Origin of the sequence: Streptomyces sp. NPDC087428 (genome assembly GCF_044744085.1) — a bacterium.
GTDB lineage: Bacteria > Actinomycetota > Actinomycetes > Streptomycetales > Streptomycetaceae > Streptomyces.
In genome coordinates, this window is record NZ_JBIUXR010000002.1 from 118,834 (window position 1) to 134,267 (window position 15,434).

Genomic DNA, 15,434 nt, shown 5'->3' on the forward strand with positions numbered 1-15,434 from the left:
CTGTTCCGTTGGTCCCCGTACAGACCCGGTCTCGCCCAGTCAGGCCGCGGTCCCGAAGCCCTCGGCGCGCAGGTCCTGGTCGCGGAGCTGGGTGAAGTCGACGTCGAGTTTGGGGTCGTACGCCTCGGGCTGGATGCCGAGTTCGTGGGTGGAGTAATCACCAAACCGTTTAATGTGCTCGGTCAGGTACGGCGAGATATGCGCCAGGTCCTCCGGGTCGATCTCCCAGCCTTCCTCCAGGAGCTGCCGGACGATCTCCGCGATGTCCAGGGCGTTGTGAAAAATGACCGCGTTGGTGAGCAGGGCGTTGAACTTCATCGCCTTCTCCTGCTCGATGGGGTCGTTGTCGGCGAGGACGCCCTGGTTGCCGAAGCCGACCCACTGGGAGAACCGGTTGAACGACTCCACCTTGTTCGTCGCCGCGGTAACCCGCCGGCGAAGTGGTGCGTCCGAGAGGTAGCGCAACAGCTGCACCGTGCGTACCACACGGCCGACCTCGCGGAACGCGGTGTAGGTGGAGTTCTTGTGCGAGCCCGACCGCAGCCGCTTCAGCAGCGCCGAGGAGGAGATGGCGCCCTCACGTACGGACACGGCCACCCGCATCAGGTGCCGGAACTGGGACTCGATCAGATCCCAGTCGATGACGTTCTTGCCCACCTCCCCGAACAGGGAGTCGATGTGCACGTACTCGCTCTGCTTGGACGGGCGGTAGAAGGTCAGGCCCTTCCAGTTCCTGATCCTGGGCATCAGATCGAAGCCCAGCAGATGCGCCAAGGCGAAAACCGGCACGCTCTGGCCCTGGGTATCGGCGTGCACGGTGGTCGGTTTCACCTCGCTGGTGTTCTTGAGGAGGCCCTCAATGATGTACACGGCCTCCCACACCCCGCACGGGATGAAGTGCGTGAACAGCGCGATGCAGGTGTCCGAGATGTGGTGGTAGGCGATCCCGCCCGCCTTGTAGCGCACGCTCGTCTCGGCGAGCAGGTTGTTGAGGTACGTGTCCATGTGGGTGCCGTCCGCCGCCACAGCGGTGCCGTCGCCCCACGCCTGGGAGATGTCGAGGCGGGCATGCGCGTTGACCAGGTCAGCGACGGCTTCGTTCAGCAGCGCGATGGAGAAGTGCCGGTTGGCCACGTACGACAGCTCATGCCCGGACACCCCGGGGATGTGCTTGGCCGCCTCGTACGGGCCCATGTTGGTGCCCTTGACGAACGTGGTCAGCGCGTACCGGCCGAACGGGTCCTTGAGCTTCGGGTCGTTGCCCGAGGGCGGCCCGAAGCGGCGCCACCACTCCACCCAGTACGCGGTCCGGGCCACGATCCCCCTCAGCGTGCGTCCGGCATCCGGGCCTTGACCTCCTGCTCCAGGCGCTTCGCCGAAGGCCGCTGCCCCTCGGAACGGTGCGGCTTCAGGGACGGGATGCCGGTCTCCGGGTCGATAACCAGGCCCTCGCTGTCCGGGTACCCGGCATCCGCCGCCGCGGCGGCGCCGCGCAGCTTGTCCTCCAACTGCTGGCGGAAGGACGCCGCGTCGAAGGCACCGGCCTCGACCTCCTCGCACAGCCCGACCTCCACCAGGTAGTCGGCCGGCTTCTCCTGGATGTCCTCCCACGCGAGCAGCTGCTCGCTCCAGTCGGCGTACTCCTCCGAGCCGACCACCGCGACGTCCCCGGTGCGCAGCTCCTCGGCGAGGTGGGTGAGGACCATCGCCTCGAAGCGCTTGCGGACGAACCGGCCCGGCCTCGTCTTGTCGAGCACGGCCTTGCGCCAGTTCTGCGTGGCGAAGGAGATGTCGACGGTCTTGCCGTCCTCGCCGAGTGCGGTGATGTACTCGCCGCGGGCGCTCTCGTTGCGCATCGCGTGCGCGAGTGCGGCCAGCACCCGCCCGTCCTCGGACGTCGTGGTGAACTCCAGTTTCTCCGCCAGGTCGAACATCACCGACCGGTCCGGGCCGAGCTGCCCGTACAGCAGCACTTCCCAGAAGTTGCCGTGATGCGCGGAGACCTTCTCGATCTGCTCGTACTGCCCCGCCCCCGCGAACCCGCAGAAGCTCTCCACTGCCCTGGTAACCGCCCCCAGACCGCCGGCCTGCACCAACTGGGCCTTCGCCAGGGCGAGCACGGCTGGGAAGACCTCCCCGCCCGGGCGCCGGGCGACCTCTTCCACGGGCGCCGCCTCGTCCGGCTCGTCCAGGGCCTTCACGGCCTCGGCGGTCATCGCCGCGGCCTTCGCCAGCGCTTCTTGGGCGGGGCCGCCGTCGTCGAGGTTCTTGAGCACGGTGCGGTAGTTCCCGATCAAGGACTCGACGATCTCCCGCTCGGCGAGCCGGATCTCCTCCAGCTCCTCCTTGGCCTTCTTGATCTTCATGGCGACCCGTTTGCAGAACATCGTCGCCAGATCGTCCCGCACCCGCAGCCGGGCCTTGTGGGCGAGGCAGGCCAGCAGCGCGATCCGCTTGATGCCCGCGTAGTCCCGCAGCTCGGAAGCGTCCGCCGCATCCGCCTCCCCGGCGAAATCGGTGACCTTCGGCGCGGCAACACCGTCCACCCACACCGCGGTGTCGCCGAGCTCGTCCAGCCACTCCAGGTGCGTGAACAGGCGCTTGAAGTGCGACCAGCTCGGGCCCTGGGCGGTCTGCTTCAGCCGATTGAACTGCGTGGTGCCGTCGCTGTCGCACTCTTCCAGCAGCCGCAGCATCCCCGCCTGCTCGGCGAGGCTCATCCGGTCGTGGATGCCACAGCAGATCGCGGTGTTCACCTCGGTGCGAATCGTGGAAGCCATCGTGTCGAAGGTGGAAAACGCCGGCAGTTCCAGCCCGGCCGCCACCACCTTCTCCAGCGCGATATTGATCAGGTCGGCGGGGCGGTTCTTCGACGCGGCCTCCTTGCGGATCGCCGCCTCAGCGATGGGCCGTGCCTGGGACTGCTTGTACTTCGGCGCTACCCCAGGTTGGAAACGGCTCAGTCATCGGCAACGAAATGGGCCACCGACTCCGTCGGCAGCCCATCACGAAAGATCGAGGTTAAATAACTCTTGCCTGGCAATGTCCCGCCGTGCAAAGGTTAGGGAAAGGATTGCAGATCTATTGCAATCGGCAACCTTGGGGGATGTTTCAACGAATATCGAGCACAAGAACCGGCGGTTTCGCACCATTTGGGACAGTTTCGGCGCTAATGGGGCTACTGTTGGCCGCCCCTTCGGCGAGTTCGGCCAGTGGGCCTGAAACTCCCGTCGAAGTGTCCGCCTTCCTCAACTCTGAGAAGCAAAACGTCGATTTCAGCAGCCCCACACTGGACAGGATAAAGAAATCTGCCAAGGCGGATGGAAGTTCCCTCCAGGTGGCTGTGGACAACTATCTAGCGAATCCTTCGACCGCCTCCAGGCTGACTATGGTGCTCACCAATAGCAACGTCTCGGCAGGCGGCGACAGTGGAGGTCCGTGGTATCACGGAGGCACTGCGGTCGGAATTCACACCGGCATCGTGAGTAAGGGTGGAGCTGTTCGCAGCGTCTTCACACCCGCGTATTTGTTCCAGAATCGCGGCTACGACGTCTGGCAGCGATGAAGAGGTAGTTCTAATTTCTGTGGGGCAAGCTGAGCCGCTTGCCCCACAGGGCTATAGAGAGGCTTGACCTGTGCGGTTTCCGAGAACGATCAACCGCTTCTTGCTCGTTTCCGGGTTGCTCGCCCTCTCCGCTTGCGGAGGTGGAGGCGGAGGCGGAAAGAGCAGCGGGGGCCAGACCTCCCCGGACGGTCTCGCCGTGAAGGGCGAGAACCCGAAGATCCTGGTTCACAACCGCGAGCTGGCCGAAGACATGCTGGTGGGCGGACGTCTCGAGTACATTGCTGACGGCGACTGCCTGGTGGTGCACGCCGACAAGGGCGGCGTCGAGGTCACAGTGTCGCCGATCTGGTCGAAGGACGTGCAGCCGGCCCGCGAGGGCGGCAAGCGGGGTGTCGAAGTCCCGAACTTCGGCACGACTCTGGAAGGCGCCACGATCAAGGCGAGTGGCTCTTTCTGGGAGGCAGACGACGCCAGGATGAAGGACGCGGACATCGCGCGGGCATGCCGGCCGGAAGGGGGCTTCATCGTCCTCAACGCCGGCTCCTTCAAATAGGCCTTGTCCACGGTGGCGTCACTGAGCAGTTTCCAACCTGCCGGGCGGTTGGACGGCACCCCCGGCGACGGGCATGAAGAAAGCTCCTGGTAGACGGGTTCACGACCAAGATCACCAGTCCGCCAGGAGCTTTCGCGTGCTTGTCTACCCTTCCGGTATCGATCTGTCCAGCCGTGCCCTGCAGCACCTCTCCGGTCTCCTCGCAGGTCACCGCCGTCGGATCGGCTCCCGGTGGCGTCGCCTCACCTGTGGCCCAGCAGGCCCTGCTCGTCCTGGCCCACCTCCGCTGCGGCGACACCTACGCCCGTCTCGCCGCGGGCTTCCGCAATCGGGATCGCCACGGCCTACCGCTACATACGCGAGGCCGTCGATCTCCTGGCCGCCCTCGCACCCACGTTGGAGCAGGCCATGACGACCGTGCGGAGGAAGGCGTACGTGATCCTCGACGGCACCGTGCTGCCGATCGACCGCATCGCCGCAGACCGCCCGTACTACTCGGGGAAGAAGAAGCACCACGGGATGAACGTGCAGGTCATCGCCGATCCCGCCGGACGCCTGATCTGGGCCTCGGACGCACTACCCGGAGCCGTGCACGATCTGACCGCGGCCCGGACCCACGGCATTCCCGCCACCCTCGCCGCAGACGGCACCAAGTGCTGGGCCGACAAGGCGTATCAGGGCGCCGGCCCTGCTATCCGCGTCCCGCTCCGGGGCAAGAATCCGCGTGGTTGGCGTCGGCGTCACAACCGCGATCACGCGAAGATCCGCAGCCTCGGCGAACGCGCCCGGGCCACCCTCAAATGCTGGCGGCTCCTGCGGAAGCTCCGCCGCAGCACCACCCGGATCACCGCCGTCGTCCGAGCCGTCGTCGCCCTCGAACTCGCCACCTGATCAAGATGGAAAAGGCCAGTGGCCCCATCTGCCCCATGACCTCCCGGCCTGGTCGGCGGTGTTCTGCTACGAAGCCCTCACCCATGGCGCACTGTTGGACATCGACGTCGAGCTCAGGAGTCATAGCCACGGATGCCGCCTGCGAGGGCCCTTCGGCCCACAACTGGACCCACGCAAGGCGGAACATCCACACCGTGGTCAGACGGCGCCGAACTCTCCGGCCCTGGCACCTGCCACGAAGGAGGCGAACGAGGCGGCGGGAACGTTCAGAACCGGACCGGCCTGCTCCTTGGAGTCACGGACCGGCACGATGCCGAGCGAGTCGACAAGGTTGGTAGCGACCTCGACGCACTGGCCGCCGTTGCCGCTGTACGAGGACTTGAACCAACGAGGGGATTCGGTCGTCACGGGGTGCCCTTTCGTAACTGCTCGATCATGGCCACGGATGCCGCTTGGGAGAGCGCCTCGGCCTGCAGTTGATGGTAGGCCGTCAGTATGGGCAGCACGAAGGCAGTTTCGCGTTCAAGATGCCCGCGCTGGGCGGACTCCGCGTAGGACATGAGAGAGCGGTCCGGCATCGTGAGTACGGTGATGGGCAGGCTGAACGGTCGCCGCGCCCCCATGGAGAACGGCGCTACTTGCAGCACAGTGTTCGGCCGCTCAGCAAACGCCAGCAGGCGATCGAACTGGGCTTCCATGACAGCGGGATCACCCATCGGCCGACGAATGCAGCCCTCGTCGAGCACAGCAAAGATCAAGGGTGACGGGATACGGGCAAGCGCGGCTTGCCTCCGCACCACTAGCTCCACTCGCTCGTCGGCCTGTTCAGGGGTGACGGCTTCACGCCGAACCGCGTCAGCTTCCAGCGTTGCCGCGTACTCCGGCGTCTGGAGCAGGCCAGGGACGACACCCACTTCGTACAGCCGGATCTCCGCCGCACGCGCCTCATGCGCAACGTACTCCGGGAAGCCTTCAAGTAGTGCCGTGTACCTCACTGCCCGACTCATGCGCTCGAATCGGTCACCCGTGCCGAACACTCTGTCAGCACTCTTCGCAAACTGCAGAGTTGGGGGGCGACGACCAGTCTCAACGGCTGAAATATGCGTGCCTGAGCACCCCATGCGCTCAGCCAGCTCGTCCTGTGTCCAGCCGCGTTCATCCCTCAGCATGCGGAGAAGCTGGCCGAAGCGCGCACTGGGTGACTTGTCCGGGTCCAGTTCCTTACGGTTCACCATTCGGAAATCCAACTCCCCACTCAGTTGCTGCAAGTTGAACTCGCTCCGAGCCTAAGCCACGCTGAACGCCCTTGGTAGTGAAACGACTACAGAGAGGAGCGGCGATGCCTGAGCAGAAGCACGCCCAGCTCCCGCCCGCCGGGACGCTCATGGCGGACAGCAGCCGTAACGACCGCGTCGGAGAGTTCCGAGGGGTCTCCGGCCCCTACTGGTCACTGCGGCCCATCGGCGGGGGTCCCGAGTGGGAAGCCGTCCCCGAACACATCCGCCCCGCCACCCGCGACGAGCGCCTCCACGCCCGTACCGCGTACGAGAACGCCAGGAGCCGGGGGGAAGTGACATGACCGACCGCAGCAGCACCGAGCCTTCCGGGACCGCCGTGTGCCGGGAGTGCCAGAAGCTTGATCTGGCCGAAGCCGCAGCCCGGCGTGAGCGGGACGAGAGCCGGGCGACCGACTGCCGTGTGCTGCGCAAGCGGCATCTGGCCGCCGCGCACGGGGAGCGGGCGTGAAGCGGCGCCCGGGTGGGGAGTGTGCGGCGTGACCGGTGCGGGCTACGCGGTGGAGGTCACCGCGACGACCGGGCAGCGTGCCGTGTCGCTCGGCGGGGCCGTGGTGAGGAATCGCCGGCTCGCCCTGCGGTGGCTGCGGCGGCAGGCGCTGCGGCTCGTGGAAGGACGCGGCGCCGCGTACGGTTCCGCGTGGTCCGGCGGGATGGACGTACGCACGGTCATCCGTCAGAGCTCCGGTGTGCGCGCGGCGCTCCGGGCCTGGGGCGATGACCTCGGCCAGCAGGACCACGCCATGGCCCGGCTGGAATCCGGGTGCCCCGACGTGTTCACCGTGGTGGACCCCGCCCTCGGCCTCCTGGTGACGCTCGCCGGGCGGCGCCTCCGGCCGGGGCGTGCCGTCGGCGGACAGCGAAACGACCGCGCTCGCCGGGCGGACCGGCGGGCACGGCCGTGCGGAGGGCGGACCGTGGGGTTCGCCGCGGTGGGTCAGCCGTTGACGGTGAACCAGGTGGCGCGGGACTTCTTCCACTCGTCGTGGTCGAGGTCCTTGGCCTCCGTGCCGTCCCCGTACAGATCGGCCGAACCCGCGTCCGTGATCAGCTGGGCTCGTGCGCCGGGCGTGTTGAGGTCGGGGACGTCGACGACGGCCTCCCAGCCGCCCGGGTCGGTGGTCGGCAGGTCGAGGCGCTTGACCGGCGCGTGGCCCGCGATACCGTCCCAGGAGTAAAGGGCGTACGGATCGGAGTTGTCGTCCGCCGCCCAGGAACCGGCCACGATCAGATACTGGTCGGCGGAGTTCTTGCGGATGTCGCGGATGCTGAGTCCGCCGAGGTCCAGCTCGATCGGGGTGCCGATCGTCGCCTTCGCTCCTGAGCCGGCCACCTTGTCGAAGTTGGTGACGGGCACGATCAGCGCCTTGCCGCCCTCCTTCGGCGGGACGAGCGGGGCGCGGAAGCCGAGGTAGGCGGTGGTCGTCGAGCCGGGTGCGAACTCCAGGCCCTCGATGTTGAACCCGTCGATCTGCTTGGGCGCCTCGCCGTCCTTCGTCCCCGCCGCGAAGCCGTAGCGGTTGCCGTTCGTCTTGTCCCAGGCGACGAGGTCGTCGCGGAGCTTCTTGTACTTCCCGCCGACCGTCAGCTCCGTGGCGGCGCCGGAGCCGCTCACCGTGGTCGTGAAGACGGTGTTGCGGTCGGACTTGTACGCACCGTCCTTGTTGTTGCCCAGCGAACCGGTCCAGTAGATCGTGTTCCCGACCCGGGCCGCGCCCTCGATGTCGATCTCCTTGGACACCCCGAGCTTCGAGGCGACGTCCCAGGTACGGACGGGCGCCCCGGAGACCGAACTGTCGTAGAGGCGCAGGGTGTTGGTCTCGTCGTCGGCGACCACCACATAGCCGTCACCGGCGTCGACGGCGGCCGAGGCGTCCGAGGAGCCGGTGAGGTAGCGCGTGTCGGCCGCGTTCCGGACGGCGGCGGACGCCGCGTAGTGCAGGGACTTGGTGGCGGACTTGCCGCCGAGGCCGGTGACCTTGATCGTGAGGTCCGTGTAGCCGCGGGCGTGGGCGGCGACCCGGAGCTGCCGGGTGGCGCCCGTACCGGTCACCGTCACATCGCCGGTGGCGGCGACGGACGACTTGGAGCTGGCGGACGCCGCCACGCCGAGCGCCGACACATCGGCTCCGCTCTGCCCGACGGTGACCGTCACCACGGGGTCGGCGGTCGCGCCGACGGCGCCGGAGAGATAGCCGACGGACAGCGTGATCGTCGGCGTTCCGTAGCTCGCGGCGTGCGCGGGTGCGCCCAGACCCAGGGCGGCCAGCGCCAGTGCACCTCCCGCGGCGGCGACGGTCCGGCGGTGAGGGAGGACAAGCTGATGCAGCACGGTGTGCCTCTCGTCGGCGGGGTGTCGAGAAGTAGGTTCTGATTCTCGCGCCAACGGCGGGCGGACGCCGGGGATACGGCGGACGAACAACGCCGAACGGCCCCCGGCTCAGACAGGAGCCGGGGGCCGTTCACACGCACACGGTGTCGCTCAGACGTTGAAGCCCAGCGCGCGCAGCTGCTCGCGGCCGTCGTCCGTGATCTTGTCGGGACCCCACGGCGGCATCCAGACCCAGTTGATCCGGAGCTCGTTGACGATGCCGTCGGTGGCGGACCTCGCCTGGTCCTCGATGACATCGGTCAGCGGACAGGCCGCCGACGTCAGGGTCATGTCGAGGGTGGCGATGTTCGCGTCGTCCACATGGATGCCGTAGATCAGGCCCAGGTTGACGACATCGATGCCCAGCTCGGGGTCGACGACGTCGTACAGCGCCTCGCGGACCTCCTCCTCGGAGGCCGGCTTGGTGGTGAGAGTCTCGTTGTCGCTCATGCCGTCTTCCCTTCGGACAGCGCCTTCGCCGTCGCGTCTTTCCACGCCATCCAGCTCAGCAGCGCGCATTTGACCCGGGCCGGGTACTTGGAGACGCCGGCGAACGCGACCGCGTCCTCCAGCACCTCCTCCATCGCGTCGTCCGGCTCCAGCTGTCCCTTGGACTGCATCAGTTCCAGGAACGCGGCCTGGATCTTCTGGGCCTCGCCCAGTTCCTTGCCGACCAGCAGTTCGTTCAGCACGGAGGCGCTGGCCTGGCTGATGGAGCAGCCCTGGCCCTCGTAGCTCACATCGGCGATGGTCTCGCCGTCGTACCGTACGCGCAGCGTGATCTCGTCACCGCACGTCGGATTGACGTGATGCACCTCGGCGTCGCCGTCCCGCAGGCCACGCCCGTGGGGGTGCTTGTAGTGGTCCAGGATCACTTCCTGGTACATGGAATCAAGCTTCACCAGTCAACCCTCGCCGCTGTCTAACCGAAAAAGTTCCGGACGTGTTCCAGGCCGTCCACCAGGGCGTCGACCTCGGCGGGCGTGGAGTACAGATAGAACGACGCTCGCGTCGTCGCAGGAATTCCGTACCGCAGGCAGACCGGCCGTGCGCAGTGGTGTCCCACCCGGACGGCGATGCCCTGCTCGTCGAGTACCTGACCCACGTCGTGCGGGTGGATGTCGCCGAGTGTGAAGGAGATCGCGGCCCCGCGGTCCTCGGCGGTGGCCGGACCGATGATCCTGAGGTCCGGGACCTCCAGGAGCCGCTTCACCGCGTACTCGGTGATGGCCTGCTCGTGGCGGTGGATGTTCTCCATGCCGATCGCCGAGAGGTAGTCCACGGCCGCGCCGAGGCCGACGGCCTGGGCGATCGGGGGCGTACCCGCCTCGAACTTGTGGGGCGCCGGGGCGTACGTCGACGAGTTCATCGACACGGTCTCGATCATCTCGCCGCCGCCGAGGAAGGGCGGCAGGTCCTCCAGGAGCTCCTGCCGTCCCCAGAGCACGCCGATGCCGGTCGGACCGACCATCTTGTGGCCGGTGAAGGCCACGAAGTCGGCTTGCAGCGCCTGCACGTCGAGCACCATGTGCGGGGCCGCCTGCGAGGCGTCGATGCAGACCAGCGCGCCGACTTCCTGGGCGCGCCGGACGATCTGCTCGACCGGGTTGATCGTGCCCATGATGTTCGAGACCAGTGTGAAGGAGACGATCTTCGTCTTCTCGGTGATGATCTCGTTGATGTGGGACAGGTCGAGCCGGCCGTCGTCGGTGATGCCGAACCACTTCAGCTTCGCACCGGTGCGCTGCGAGAGCAGCTGCCACGGCACGATGTTGGAGTGGTGCTCCATCTCCGTGATGACGATCTCGGTCTCGTGGTCGACCCGGTAGGGCTCGTCGGCCCAGCCGAGCATGTTGGCCACGAGGTTGAGCGACTCCGAGGCGTTCTTGGTGAAGATCACCTCGTTGCGGCTGGGTGCGTTGATGAACGCGGCGACCTTGTCACGGGCGCCTTCGTACAGCGCCGTGGCCTCCTCCGCGAGCACGTGCACGCCGCGGTGGACGTTGGCGTTGTGCCGCTCGTAGTACTCGTTGAGGGCATCGAGCACCTGGCGCGGCTTCTGCGAGGTCGCCGCGTTGTCCAGGTACACGATCTTCTTGCCGTCGTGGACCGTGCGGTCCAGGATCGGGAAGTCCTTGCGGATCGCCTCGGTGTCGAGGAGGCCGGAGAGCCCCTGTCGGGCGTCAGTCACGCGGAAGCGCCACCCTTCGTGTAGGCCTCGTAGCCCTCGTTCTCCAGCGTGTCGGCGAGCTCGGCGCCACCGGACGCGGCGATGCGGCCGTTGGCGAAGACGTGCACGAAGTCGGGCTTGATGTACTTGAGGATGCGCGTGTAGTGCGTGATCAGCAGCGTGCCGACCTCGCCGGACTCGCGGACCCGGTTGACGCCCTCGGAGACCGTCTTCAGCGCGTCGACGTCCAGACCGGAGTCCGTCTCGTCGAGGATCGCGATCTTCGGCTTGAGGAGCTCCAGCTGAAGGATCTCGTGGCGCTTCTTCTCACCGCCGGAGAAGCCCTCGTTCACGTTGCGCTCGGCGAAGGCGGGGTCCATGTGGAGCTCGGACATCGCCTCCTTGACCTCCTTCACCCAGGTACGCAGCTTGGGGGCCTCGCCGCGGACGGCGGTGGCGGAGGTGCGCAGGAAGTTGGAGACCGAGACACCGGGGATCTCGACGGGGTACTGCATGGCGAGGAACAGACCGGCGCGGGCGCGCTCGTCGACGGTCATCTCCAGGACGTTCTCGCCGTCCAGGGTCACCGTGCCGCTGGTGATCGTGTACTTGGGGTGGCCTGCGAGGGAGTACGCGAGGGTGGACTTGCCGGACCCGTTGGGGCCCATGATGGCGTGGGTCTCGCCCTGCTTCACGGTCAGGTCGACGCCCTTGAGGATCTCCTTCGTGGCGTTGTCGGCCTCGACGGTGACGTGCAGGTCGTGGATTTCAAGCGTTGCCATGGGTGACTCAGGTCTCCTGGGTGACGGAGACGAGCACATCGTCCCCTTGGATCTTGACGGGGTATACGGGGACGGGGCGCGTCGCGGGAAGGCCGGACGGCTTGCCGGTACGCAGGTCGAAGCTCGATCCGTGCAGCCAGCACTCGATCATGCAGTCCTCGACCTCGCCCTCGGACAGCGAGACGTTCGCGTGCGAGCAGATGTCGTTGATCGCGAACACCTCGCCCTCGGTGCGGACGACGGACACCGGCGTGCCGTCGAGCTCCACCCGCTTGGGGGTGTCGTCCTCCAGCTCGCTCAGCGCACAGGCTTTGACGAAGGCCATCAGACCGACGCCTTCAGCTCGGTCTCGATCTTGTCGAGGAGACGGGCTTCGACGTCCGGCAGGCCGATCTGCTGGACCAGCTCGGCGAAGAAGCCGCGCACGACGAGGCGGCGGGCCTCCTCGGCGGGGATGCCGCGGGACTGGAGGTAGAACAACTGCTCGTCGTCGAAGCGGCCGGTCGCGGAGGCGTGGCCGGCGCCGACGATCTCGCCGGTCTCGATCTCCAGGTTCGGCACCGAGTCGACCCGCGCACCGTCGGTGAGAACCAGGTTGCGGTTCATCTCGTAGGTGTCGGTGCCCTCGGCGCTGGCCTGGATCAGGACGTCACCGATCCACACGGCGTGCGCGCCGTCGCCCTGCAGCGCGCCCTTGTAGGCCACGTTGGACTTGCAGTGCGGGGCGTTGTGGTCGACCAGGAGGCGGTGCTCCTGGTGCTGGCCCTTGTCGGTGAAGTACAGGCCGAAGAGCTCGGCCTCGCCGCCGGGGCCCGCGTAGGCGATCCGCGGGTGGATCCGGACGACGTCGCCGCCGAAGGTGACGACGATGGACTTGAACGAGGCGTCCCGGCCGACCAGCGCGTTGTGCTGGCCGACGTGGACGGCCTTCTCGTCCCAGTCCTGGACGGAGACGACGGTCAGCTTCGCACCGTCGCCCAGGACGTAGTCGACGTTGGCGGCGAGGACCGCGTCACCGGTGTGGTCGATGACGACGACGGCCTCGGCGAAGGCGCCCAGCTGGATGACCTGGTGGCCGTAGGCCACCCCGCCCTCGCCGTGCACCGCGATCCGGATCGGCTCGGTGAGCACGGCTTCCTTGTCGACGGTGACGACGGAGGCCTGCTCGAAGGACGAGTAGGCCTGGGCGGCCACCCGGTCCACCGGCGTACCGGCCTTGCCCAGCCGGGCGTCGTCGCGGCCGACGGTCTCGACCGTGACGCCCGAGGGCGCCTCGATCGCGACCTTCACACCGCTGCCGGTGGCGACGGCCGTGCCGTCGTGCAGACCGCGCAGCCGCTCCAGCGGCGTGAACCGCCACTCCTCCTCGCGGCCGTGCGGGACCGGGAAGTCCGCGACGTCGAAGGACGGGGGGGCGCTAATGCGCGTGGCGACGGTCGACTCGGCGGCCACCGCGATGGAGCCGGCGGTGGTGGAGCCCGCCGGAATGTTCTGAGCCTCAGCCATGGCTGTCGTAGTGCTCGCTTTCTCAGTCAGACGGTGTCAGGGGGATTCGGTCGTCGGTGTACTAGCCGACCGAACCCTCCATCTGCAGCTCGATCAGCCGGTTGAGCTCAAGGGCGTACTCCATCGGGAGTTCCTTCGCGATCGGCTCGACGAAGCCGCGCACGATCATCGCCATTGCCTCGAACTCGGTCATGCCGCGGCTCATCAGGTAGAAGAGCTGGTCCTCGGAGACCTTGGAGACGGTCGCCTCGTGCCCCATCGACACGTCGTCCTCGCGGACGTCGACGTAGGGGTAGGTGTCGGAGCGCGAGATCGTGTCGACCAGCAGCGCGTCACAGAGCACGTTGGACTTCGCGCCCGGCGCGCCCTCGCCGATCTCGATGAGACCGCGGTAGGAGGTGCGGCCGCCGCCTCGTGCCACCGACTTGGAGACGATGTTGGACGAGGTGTTCGGGGCCATGTGGACCATCTTGGCGCCGGCGTCCTGGTGCTGGCCCTCGCCCGCGAAGGCGATGGACAGGGTCTCGCCCTTGGCGTGCTCGCCCATCAGGTAGATGGCCGGGTACTTCATGGTGACCTTGGAGCCGATGTTGCCGTCGACCCACTCCATGGTCGCGCCCTCGTAGGCGACGGCGCGCTTGGTCACCAGGTTGTAGACGTTGTTCGACCAGTTCTGGATCGTCGTGTAGCGGCAGCGGCCGCCCTTCTTCACGATGATCTCGACGACCGCGGAGTGCAGCGAGTCCGAGGAGTAGATCGGCGCGGTGCAGCCCTCGACGTAGTGGACGTAGGCGTCCTCGTCGACGATGATCAGCGTCCGCTCGAACTGGCCCATGTTCTCCGTGTTGATACGGAAGTAGGCCTGGAGCGGGATCTCGACGTGCACGCCCTTCGGCACGTAGATGAACGAGCCACCGGACCACACGGCCGTGTTCAGCGAGGCGAACTTGTTGTCACCGACGGGGATGACGGTGCCGAAGTACTCCTTGAAGAGCTCCGGGTGCTCCTTCAGCGCGGTGTCGGTGTCCATGAAGATGACACCCTGCGCCTCCAGCTCCTCGTTGATCTGGTGGTAGACGACCTCGGACTCGTACTGCGCGGCGACACCGGCGACGAGACGCTGCTTCTCCGCCTCCGGGATACCGAGCTTGTCGTACGTGTTCTTGATGTCCTCGGGCAGGTCCTCCCAGGACTCCGCCTGCTTCTCCGTCGAGCGGACGAAGTACTTGATGTTGTCGAAGTCGATGCCCGACAGGTCGGAGCCCCAGTTCGGCATGGGCTTCTTGCCGAAGAGCTTGAGGCCCTTGAGCCGCAGCTTCAGCATCCACTCGGGCTCGTTCTTCTTGTCCGAGATGTCGCGGACGACAGCCTCGGAGAGGCCGCGCTTGGCCGCCGCGCCTGCCGCGTCGGAGTCGGCCCAGCCGAATTCGTACGTGCCCAGGCCATCGAGCTCAGGGTGGGCAGTCTCCGTAGGGAGCGTCATGCGGGGTTCCTCCCGGACTTGCTTGTGGATGCTGATTCAGTGGTCTGTGAGGTGGGGTGACCGCTGCGCGGGATGTAGGTCGTGCACACCCCGTCGCCGTGGGCGATGGTGGCGAGACGCTGCACATGCGTCCCCAGGAGGCTGGAGAAGAACTCCGTCTCCGCCTCGCACAGCTGCGGGTACTCCTCGGCGACGTGTGCGACCGGGCAGTGGTGCTGGCAGAGCTGCTCGCCCTGCTGCGGGCCCGGCGCGCTACGCGCCGTAGCAGCGTACCCGTCGGCGGACAAAGCCTTGGCCAAGGCCTCCGTACGGGTCTCGGGGCCCGCGGCGTCGATCGCCGCGCGGTAGGCCGCCGACTGGTCGGCGACCCTGGCACGGGCGAACGCCATGACCGCGTCGTCGCCCGCGGTCTCGGCGATCCAGCGCAGGGCGTCCGCGGCGAGCGTGTCGTAGGACTGGTCGAAGGCGTCCCGGCCGCAGTCGGTCAGGGCGAACACCTTGGCCGGGCGGCCACGGGTCCGCGCCCCGTACACCCGCTGCTCGCGGGCCTCCACGACATCGTCGGAGACGAGGGCGTCGAGCTGTCGGCGGACGGCGGCCTGGGTGAGCCCCAGGCGCTTCGCGAGATCGGCGGCGGTGGACGGGCCGTGGTCCAGGACGGAGCGCGCGATCCGGTTGCGCGTCGAGCGCTCACCGGTCGCGAGTTCCTCCTGCGGAGCCTCGCCAACGTATTTCACAACGCCATTGTTGCGTAATTCATCCGGCCCTGACAAGCACGGTCCGAAACGATCAACGGTGGAATCGATCACTTAGGGTTA

The 15,434-nt window shown here is 67.3% G+C and carries 17 protein-coding genes and 1 pseudogene; 4 read left to right on the forward strand and 14 right to left on the reverse strand.

From position 1 onward, the window contains the following. Positions 1 to 39: 39 nt before the first annotated feature. Both ACIO3R_RS04280 and ACIO3R_RS04285 read right to left on the reverse strand, forming a co-directional pair. Positions 40 to 1,317, reverse strand: a complete 1,278-nt coding sequence (locus tag ACIO3R_RS04280) for a transposase (protein WP_402103180.1) — start codon at positions 1,315 to 1,317, stop codon at positions 40 to 42. Positions 1,318 to 1,325: 8 nt separating this feature from the next. Further along, positions 1,326 to 2,780, reverse strand: a complete 1,455-nt coding sequence (locus ACIO3R_RS04285; protein ID WP_402103183.1) for a hypothetical protein — start codon at positions 2,778 to 2,780, stop codon at positions 1,326 to 1,328. A gap of 981 nt (positions 2,781 to 3,761) precedes the next feature. On the opposite strand from ACIO3R_RS04285, the gene ACIO3R_RS04290 reads away from it, so the two are divergent. Next, complete coding sequence (locus tag ACIO3R_RS04290; RefSeq protein WP_385041833.1) at positions 3,762 to 4,118, forward strand: hypothetical protein; 357 nt, start codon at positions 3,762 to 3,764, stop codon at positions 4,116 to 4,118. 136 nt (positions 4,119 to 4,254) lie between these two features. Further along, positions 4,255 to 5,009, forward strand: a pseudogene (locus tag ACIO3R_RS04295) (transposase family protein). 198 nt (positions 5,010 to 5,207) lie between these two features. On the opposite strand, the gene ACIO3R_RS04300 reads toward ACIO3R_RS04295, so the two are convergent. Next, positions 5,208 to 5,417 carry a DUF397 domain-containing protein gene (locus ACIO3R_RS04300; protein ID WP_385039332.1) on the reverse strand — a complete coding sequence of 70 codons (210 nt, stop codon included), beginning with the start codon at positions 5,415 to 5,417 and terminating at the stop codon, positions 5,208 to 5,210. Further along, the gene (locus ACIO3R_RS04305) at positions 5,414 to 6,244 is read right to left on the reverse strand and encodes a Scr1 family TA system antitoxin-like transcriptional regulator (RefSeq protein WP_385039334.1); all 831 of its coding nucleotides are present in this window, start codon (positions 6,242 to 6,244) and stop codon (positions 5,414 to 5,416) included. The genes ACIO3R_RS04300 and ACIO3R_RS04305 overlap by 4 nt, the downstream gene beginning before the upstream one ends. A gap of 104 nt (positions 6,245 to 6,348) precedes the next feature. Between ACIO3R_RS04305 and ACIO3R_RS04310 the strand changes: the two genes are divergently transcribed. Then, a complete protein-coding gene (locus ACIO3R_RS04310) occupies positions 6,349 to 6,588 on the forward strand; it encodes a hypothetical protein (RefSeq protein ID WP_402103187.1) in 240 nt (79 codons plus the stop codon). Further along, a complete protein-coding gene (locus ACIO3R_RS04315; RefSeq protein ID WP_363021545.1) occupies positions 6,585 to 6,755 on the forward strand; it encodes a hypothetical protein in 171 nt (56 codons plus the stop codon). Before ACIO3R_RS04310 ends, ACIO3R_RS04315 begins: the two co-directional genes overlap by 4 nt. A 42-nt stretch (positions 6,756 to 6,797) precedes the next feature. On the opposite strand, the gene ACIO3R_RS04320 is transcribed toward ACIO3R_RS04315, so the two are convergent. The 10 genes from ACIO3R_RS04320 to ACIO3R_RS04365 form a co-directional block, all read right to left on the reverse strand. After that, positions 6,798 to 6,977 (reverse strand): hypothetical protein, encoded by a 180-nt coding sequence (locus ACIO3R_RS04320; RefSeq protein ID WP_385039340.1) that lies wholly within the window; start codon positions 6,975 to 6,977, stop codon positions 6,798 to 6,800. Between the two features lie 264 nt (positions 6,978 to 7,241). Then, the gene (locus ACIO3R_RS04325) at positions 7,242 to 8,636 is read right to left on the reverse strand and encodes a DUF3616 domain-containing protein (RefSeq protein WP_402103190.1); all 1,395 of its coding nucleotides are present in this window, start codon (positions 8,634 to 8,636) and stop codon (positions 7,242 to 7,244) included. Positions 8,637 to 8,786: 150 nt separating this feature from the next. After that, positions 8,787 to 9,125, reverse strand: coding sequence for a metal-sulfur cluster assembly factor (locus ACIO3R_RS04330; protein ID WP_363021542.1), 339 nt, complete (start codon positions 9,123 to 9,125; stop codon positions 8,787 to 8,789). After that, entirely contained in the window at positions 9,122 to 9,577 is a 456-nt protein-coding gene (gene sufU, locus ACIO3R_RS04335) for a Fe-S cluster assembly sulfur transfer protein SufU (protein ID WP_024492621.1), read from the reverse strand. The genes ACIO3R_RS04330 and sufU overlap by 4 nt, the downstream gene beginning before the upstream one ends. Positions 9,578 to 9,597: 20 nt before the next feature. After that, positions 9,598 to 10,866, reverse strand: coding sequence for a cysteine desulfurase (locus tag ACIO3R_RS04340; RefSeq protein ID WP_363021541.1), 1,269 nt, complete (start codon positions 10,864 to 10,866; stop codon positions 9,598 to 9,600). Continuing rightward, on the reverse strand, positions 10,863 to 11,627 hold the full coding sequence (gene sufC, locus ACIO3R_RS04345; RefSeq protein ID WP_363021540.1) for a Fe-S cluster assembly ATPase SufC: 765 nt from the start codon (positions 11,625 to 11,627) through the stop codon (positions 10,863 to 10,865). The genes ACIO3R_RS04340 and sufC overlap by 4 nt, the downstream gene beginning before the upstream one ends. Before the next feature lie 7 nt (positions 11,628 to 11,634). After that, positions 11,635 to 11,952, reverse strand: coding sequence for a bifunctional 3-phenylpropionate/cinnamic acid dioxygenase ferredoxin subunit (locus ACIO3R_RS04350; protein WP_024492618.1), 318 nt, complete (start codon positions 11,950 to 11,952; stop codon positions 11,635 to 11,637). Next, positions 11,952 to 13,133, reverse strand: a complete 1,182-nt coding sequence (sufD, locus tag ACIO3R_RS04355; protein WP_402103195.1) for a Fe-S cluster assembly protein SufD — start codon at positions 13,131 to 13,133, stop codon at positions 11,952 to 11,954. The genes ACIO3R_RS04350 and sufD overlap by 1 nt, the downstream gene beginning before the upstream one ends. A 61-nt stretch (positions 13,134 to 13,194) precedes the next feature. After that, positions 13,195 to 14,616 (reverse strand): Fe-S cluster assembly protein SufB, encoded by a 1,422-nt coding sequence (sufB, locus tag ACIO3R_RS04360; protein ID WP_145762813.1) that lies wholly within the window; start codon positions 14,614 to 14,616, stop codon positions 13,195 to 13,197. Next, complete coding sequence (locus ACIO3R_RS04365) at positions 14,613 to 15,353, reverse strand: helix-turn-helix transcriptional regulator (protein ID WP_385039353.1); 741 nt, start codon at positions 15,351 to 15,353, stop codon at positions 14,613 to 14,615. Before ACIO3R_RS04365 ends, sufB begins: the two co-directional genes overlap by 4 nt. Positions 15,354 to 15,434 lie beyond the last annotated feature (81 nt).

Coding starts and splice junctions, on each gene's coding strand:
- ACIO3R_RS04285 (WP_402103183.1), bottom strand. CDS start 2,780: ATGGCTTCCACGATTCGCACCGAGGTGAACACCGCGATCTGCTGTGGC.
- ACIO3R_RS04305 (WP_385039334.1), bottom strand. CDS start 6,244: ATGGTGAACCGTAAGGAACTGGACCCGGACAAGTCACCCAGTGCGCGC.
- ACIO3R_RS04310 (WP_402103187.1), top strand. CDS start 6,349: ATGCCTGAGCAGAAGCACGCCCAGCTCCCGCCCGCCGGGACGCTCATG.
- ACIO3R_RS04315 (WP_363021545.1), top strand. CDS start 6,585: ATGACCGACCGCAGCAGCACCGAGCCTTCCGGGACCGCCGTGTGCCGG.
- ACIO3R_RS04320 (WP_385039340.1), bottom strand. CDS start 6,977: ATGACCGTGCGTACGTCCATCCCGCCGGACCACGCGGAACCGTACGCG.
- ACIO3R_RS04330 (WP_363021542.1), bottom strand. CDS start 9,125: ATGAGCGACAACGAGACTCTCACCACCAAGCCGGCCTCCGAGGAGGAG.
- sufC (WP_363021540.1), bottom strand. CDS start 11,627: ATGGCAACGCTTGAAATCCACGACCTGCACGTCACCGTCGAGGCCGAC.
- ACIO3R_RS04350 (WP_024492618.1), bottom strand. CDS start 11,952: ATGGCCTTCGTCAAAGCCTGTGCGCTGAGCGAGCTGGAGGACGACACC.
- sufD (WP_402103195.1), bottom strand. CDS start 13,133: ATGGCTGAGGCTCAGAACATTCCGGCGGGCTCCACCACCGCCGGCTCC.
- sufB (WP_145762813.1), bottom strand. CDS start 14,616: ATGACGCTCCCTACGGAGACTGCCCACCCTGAGCTCGATGGCCTGGGC.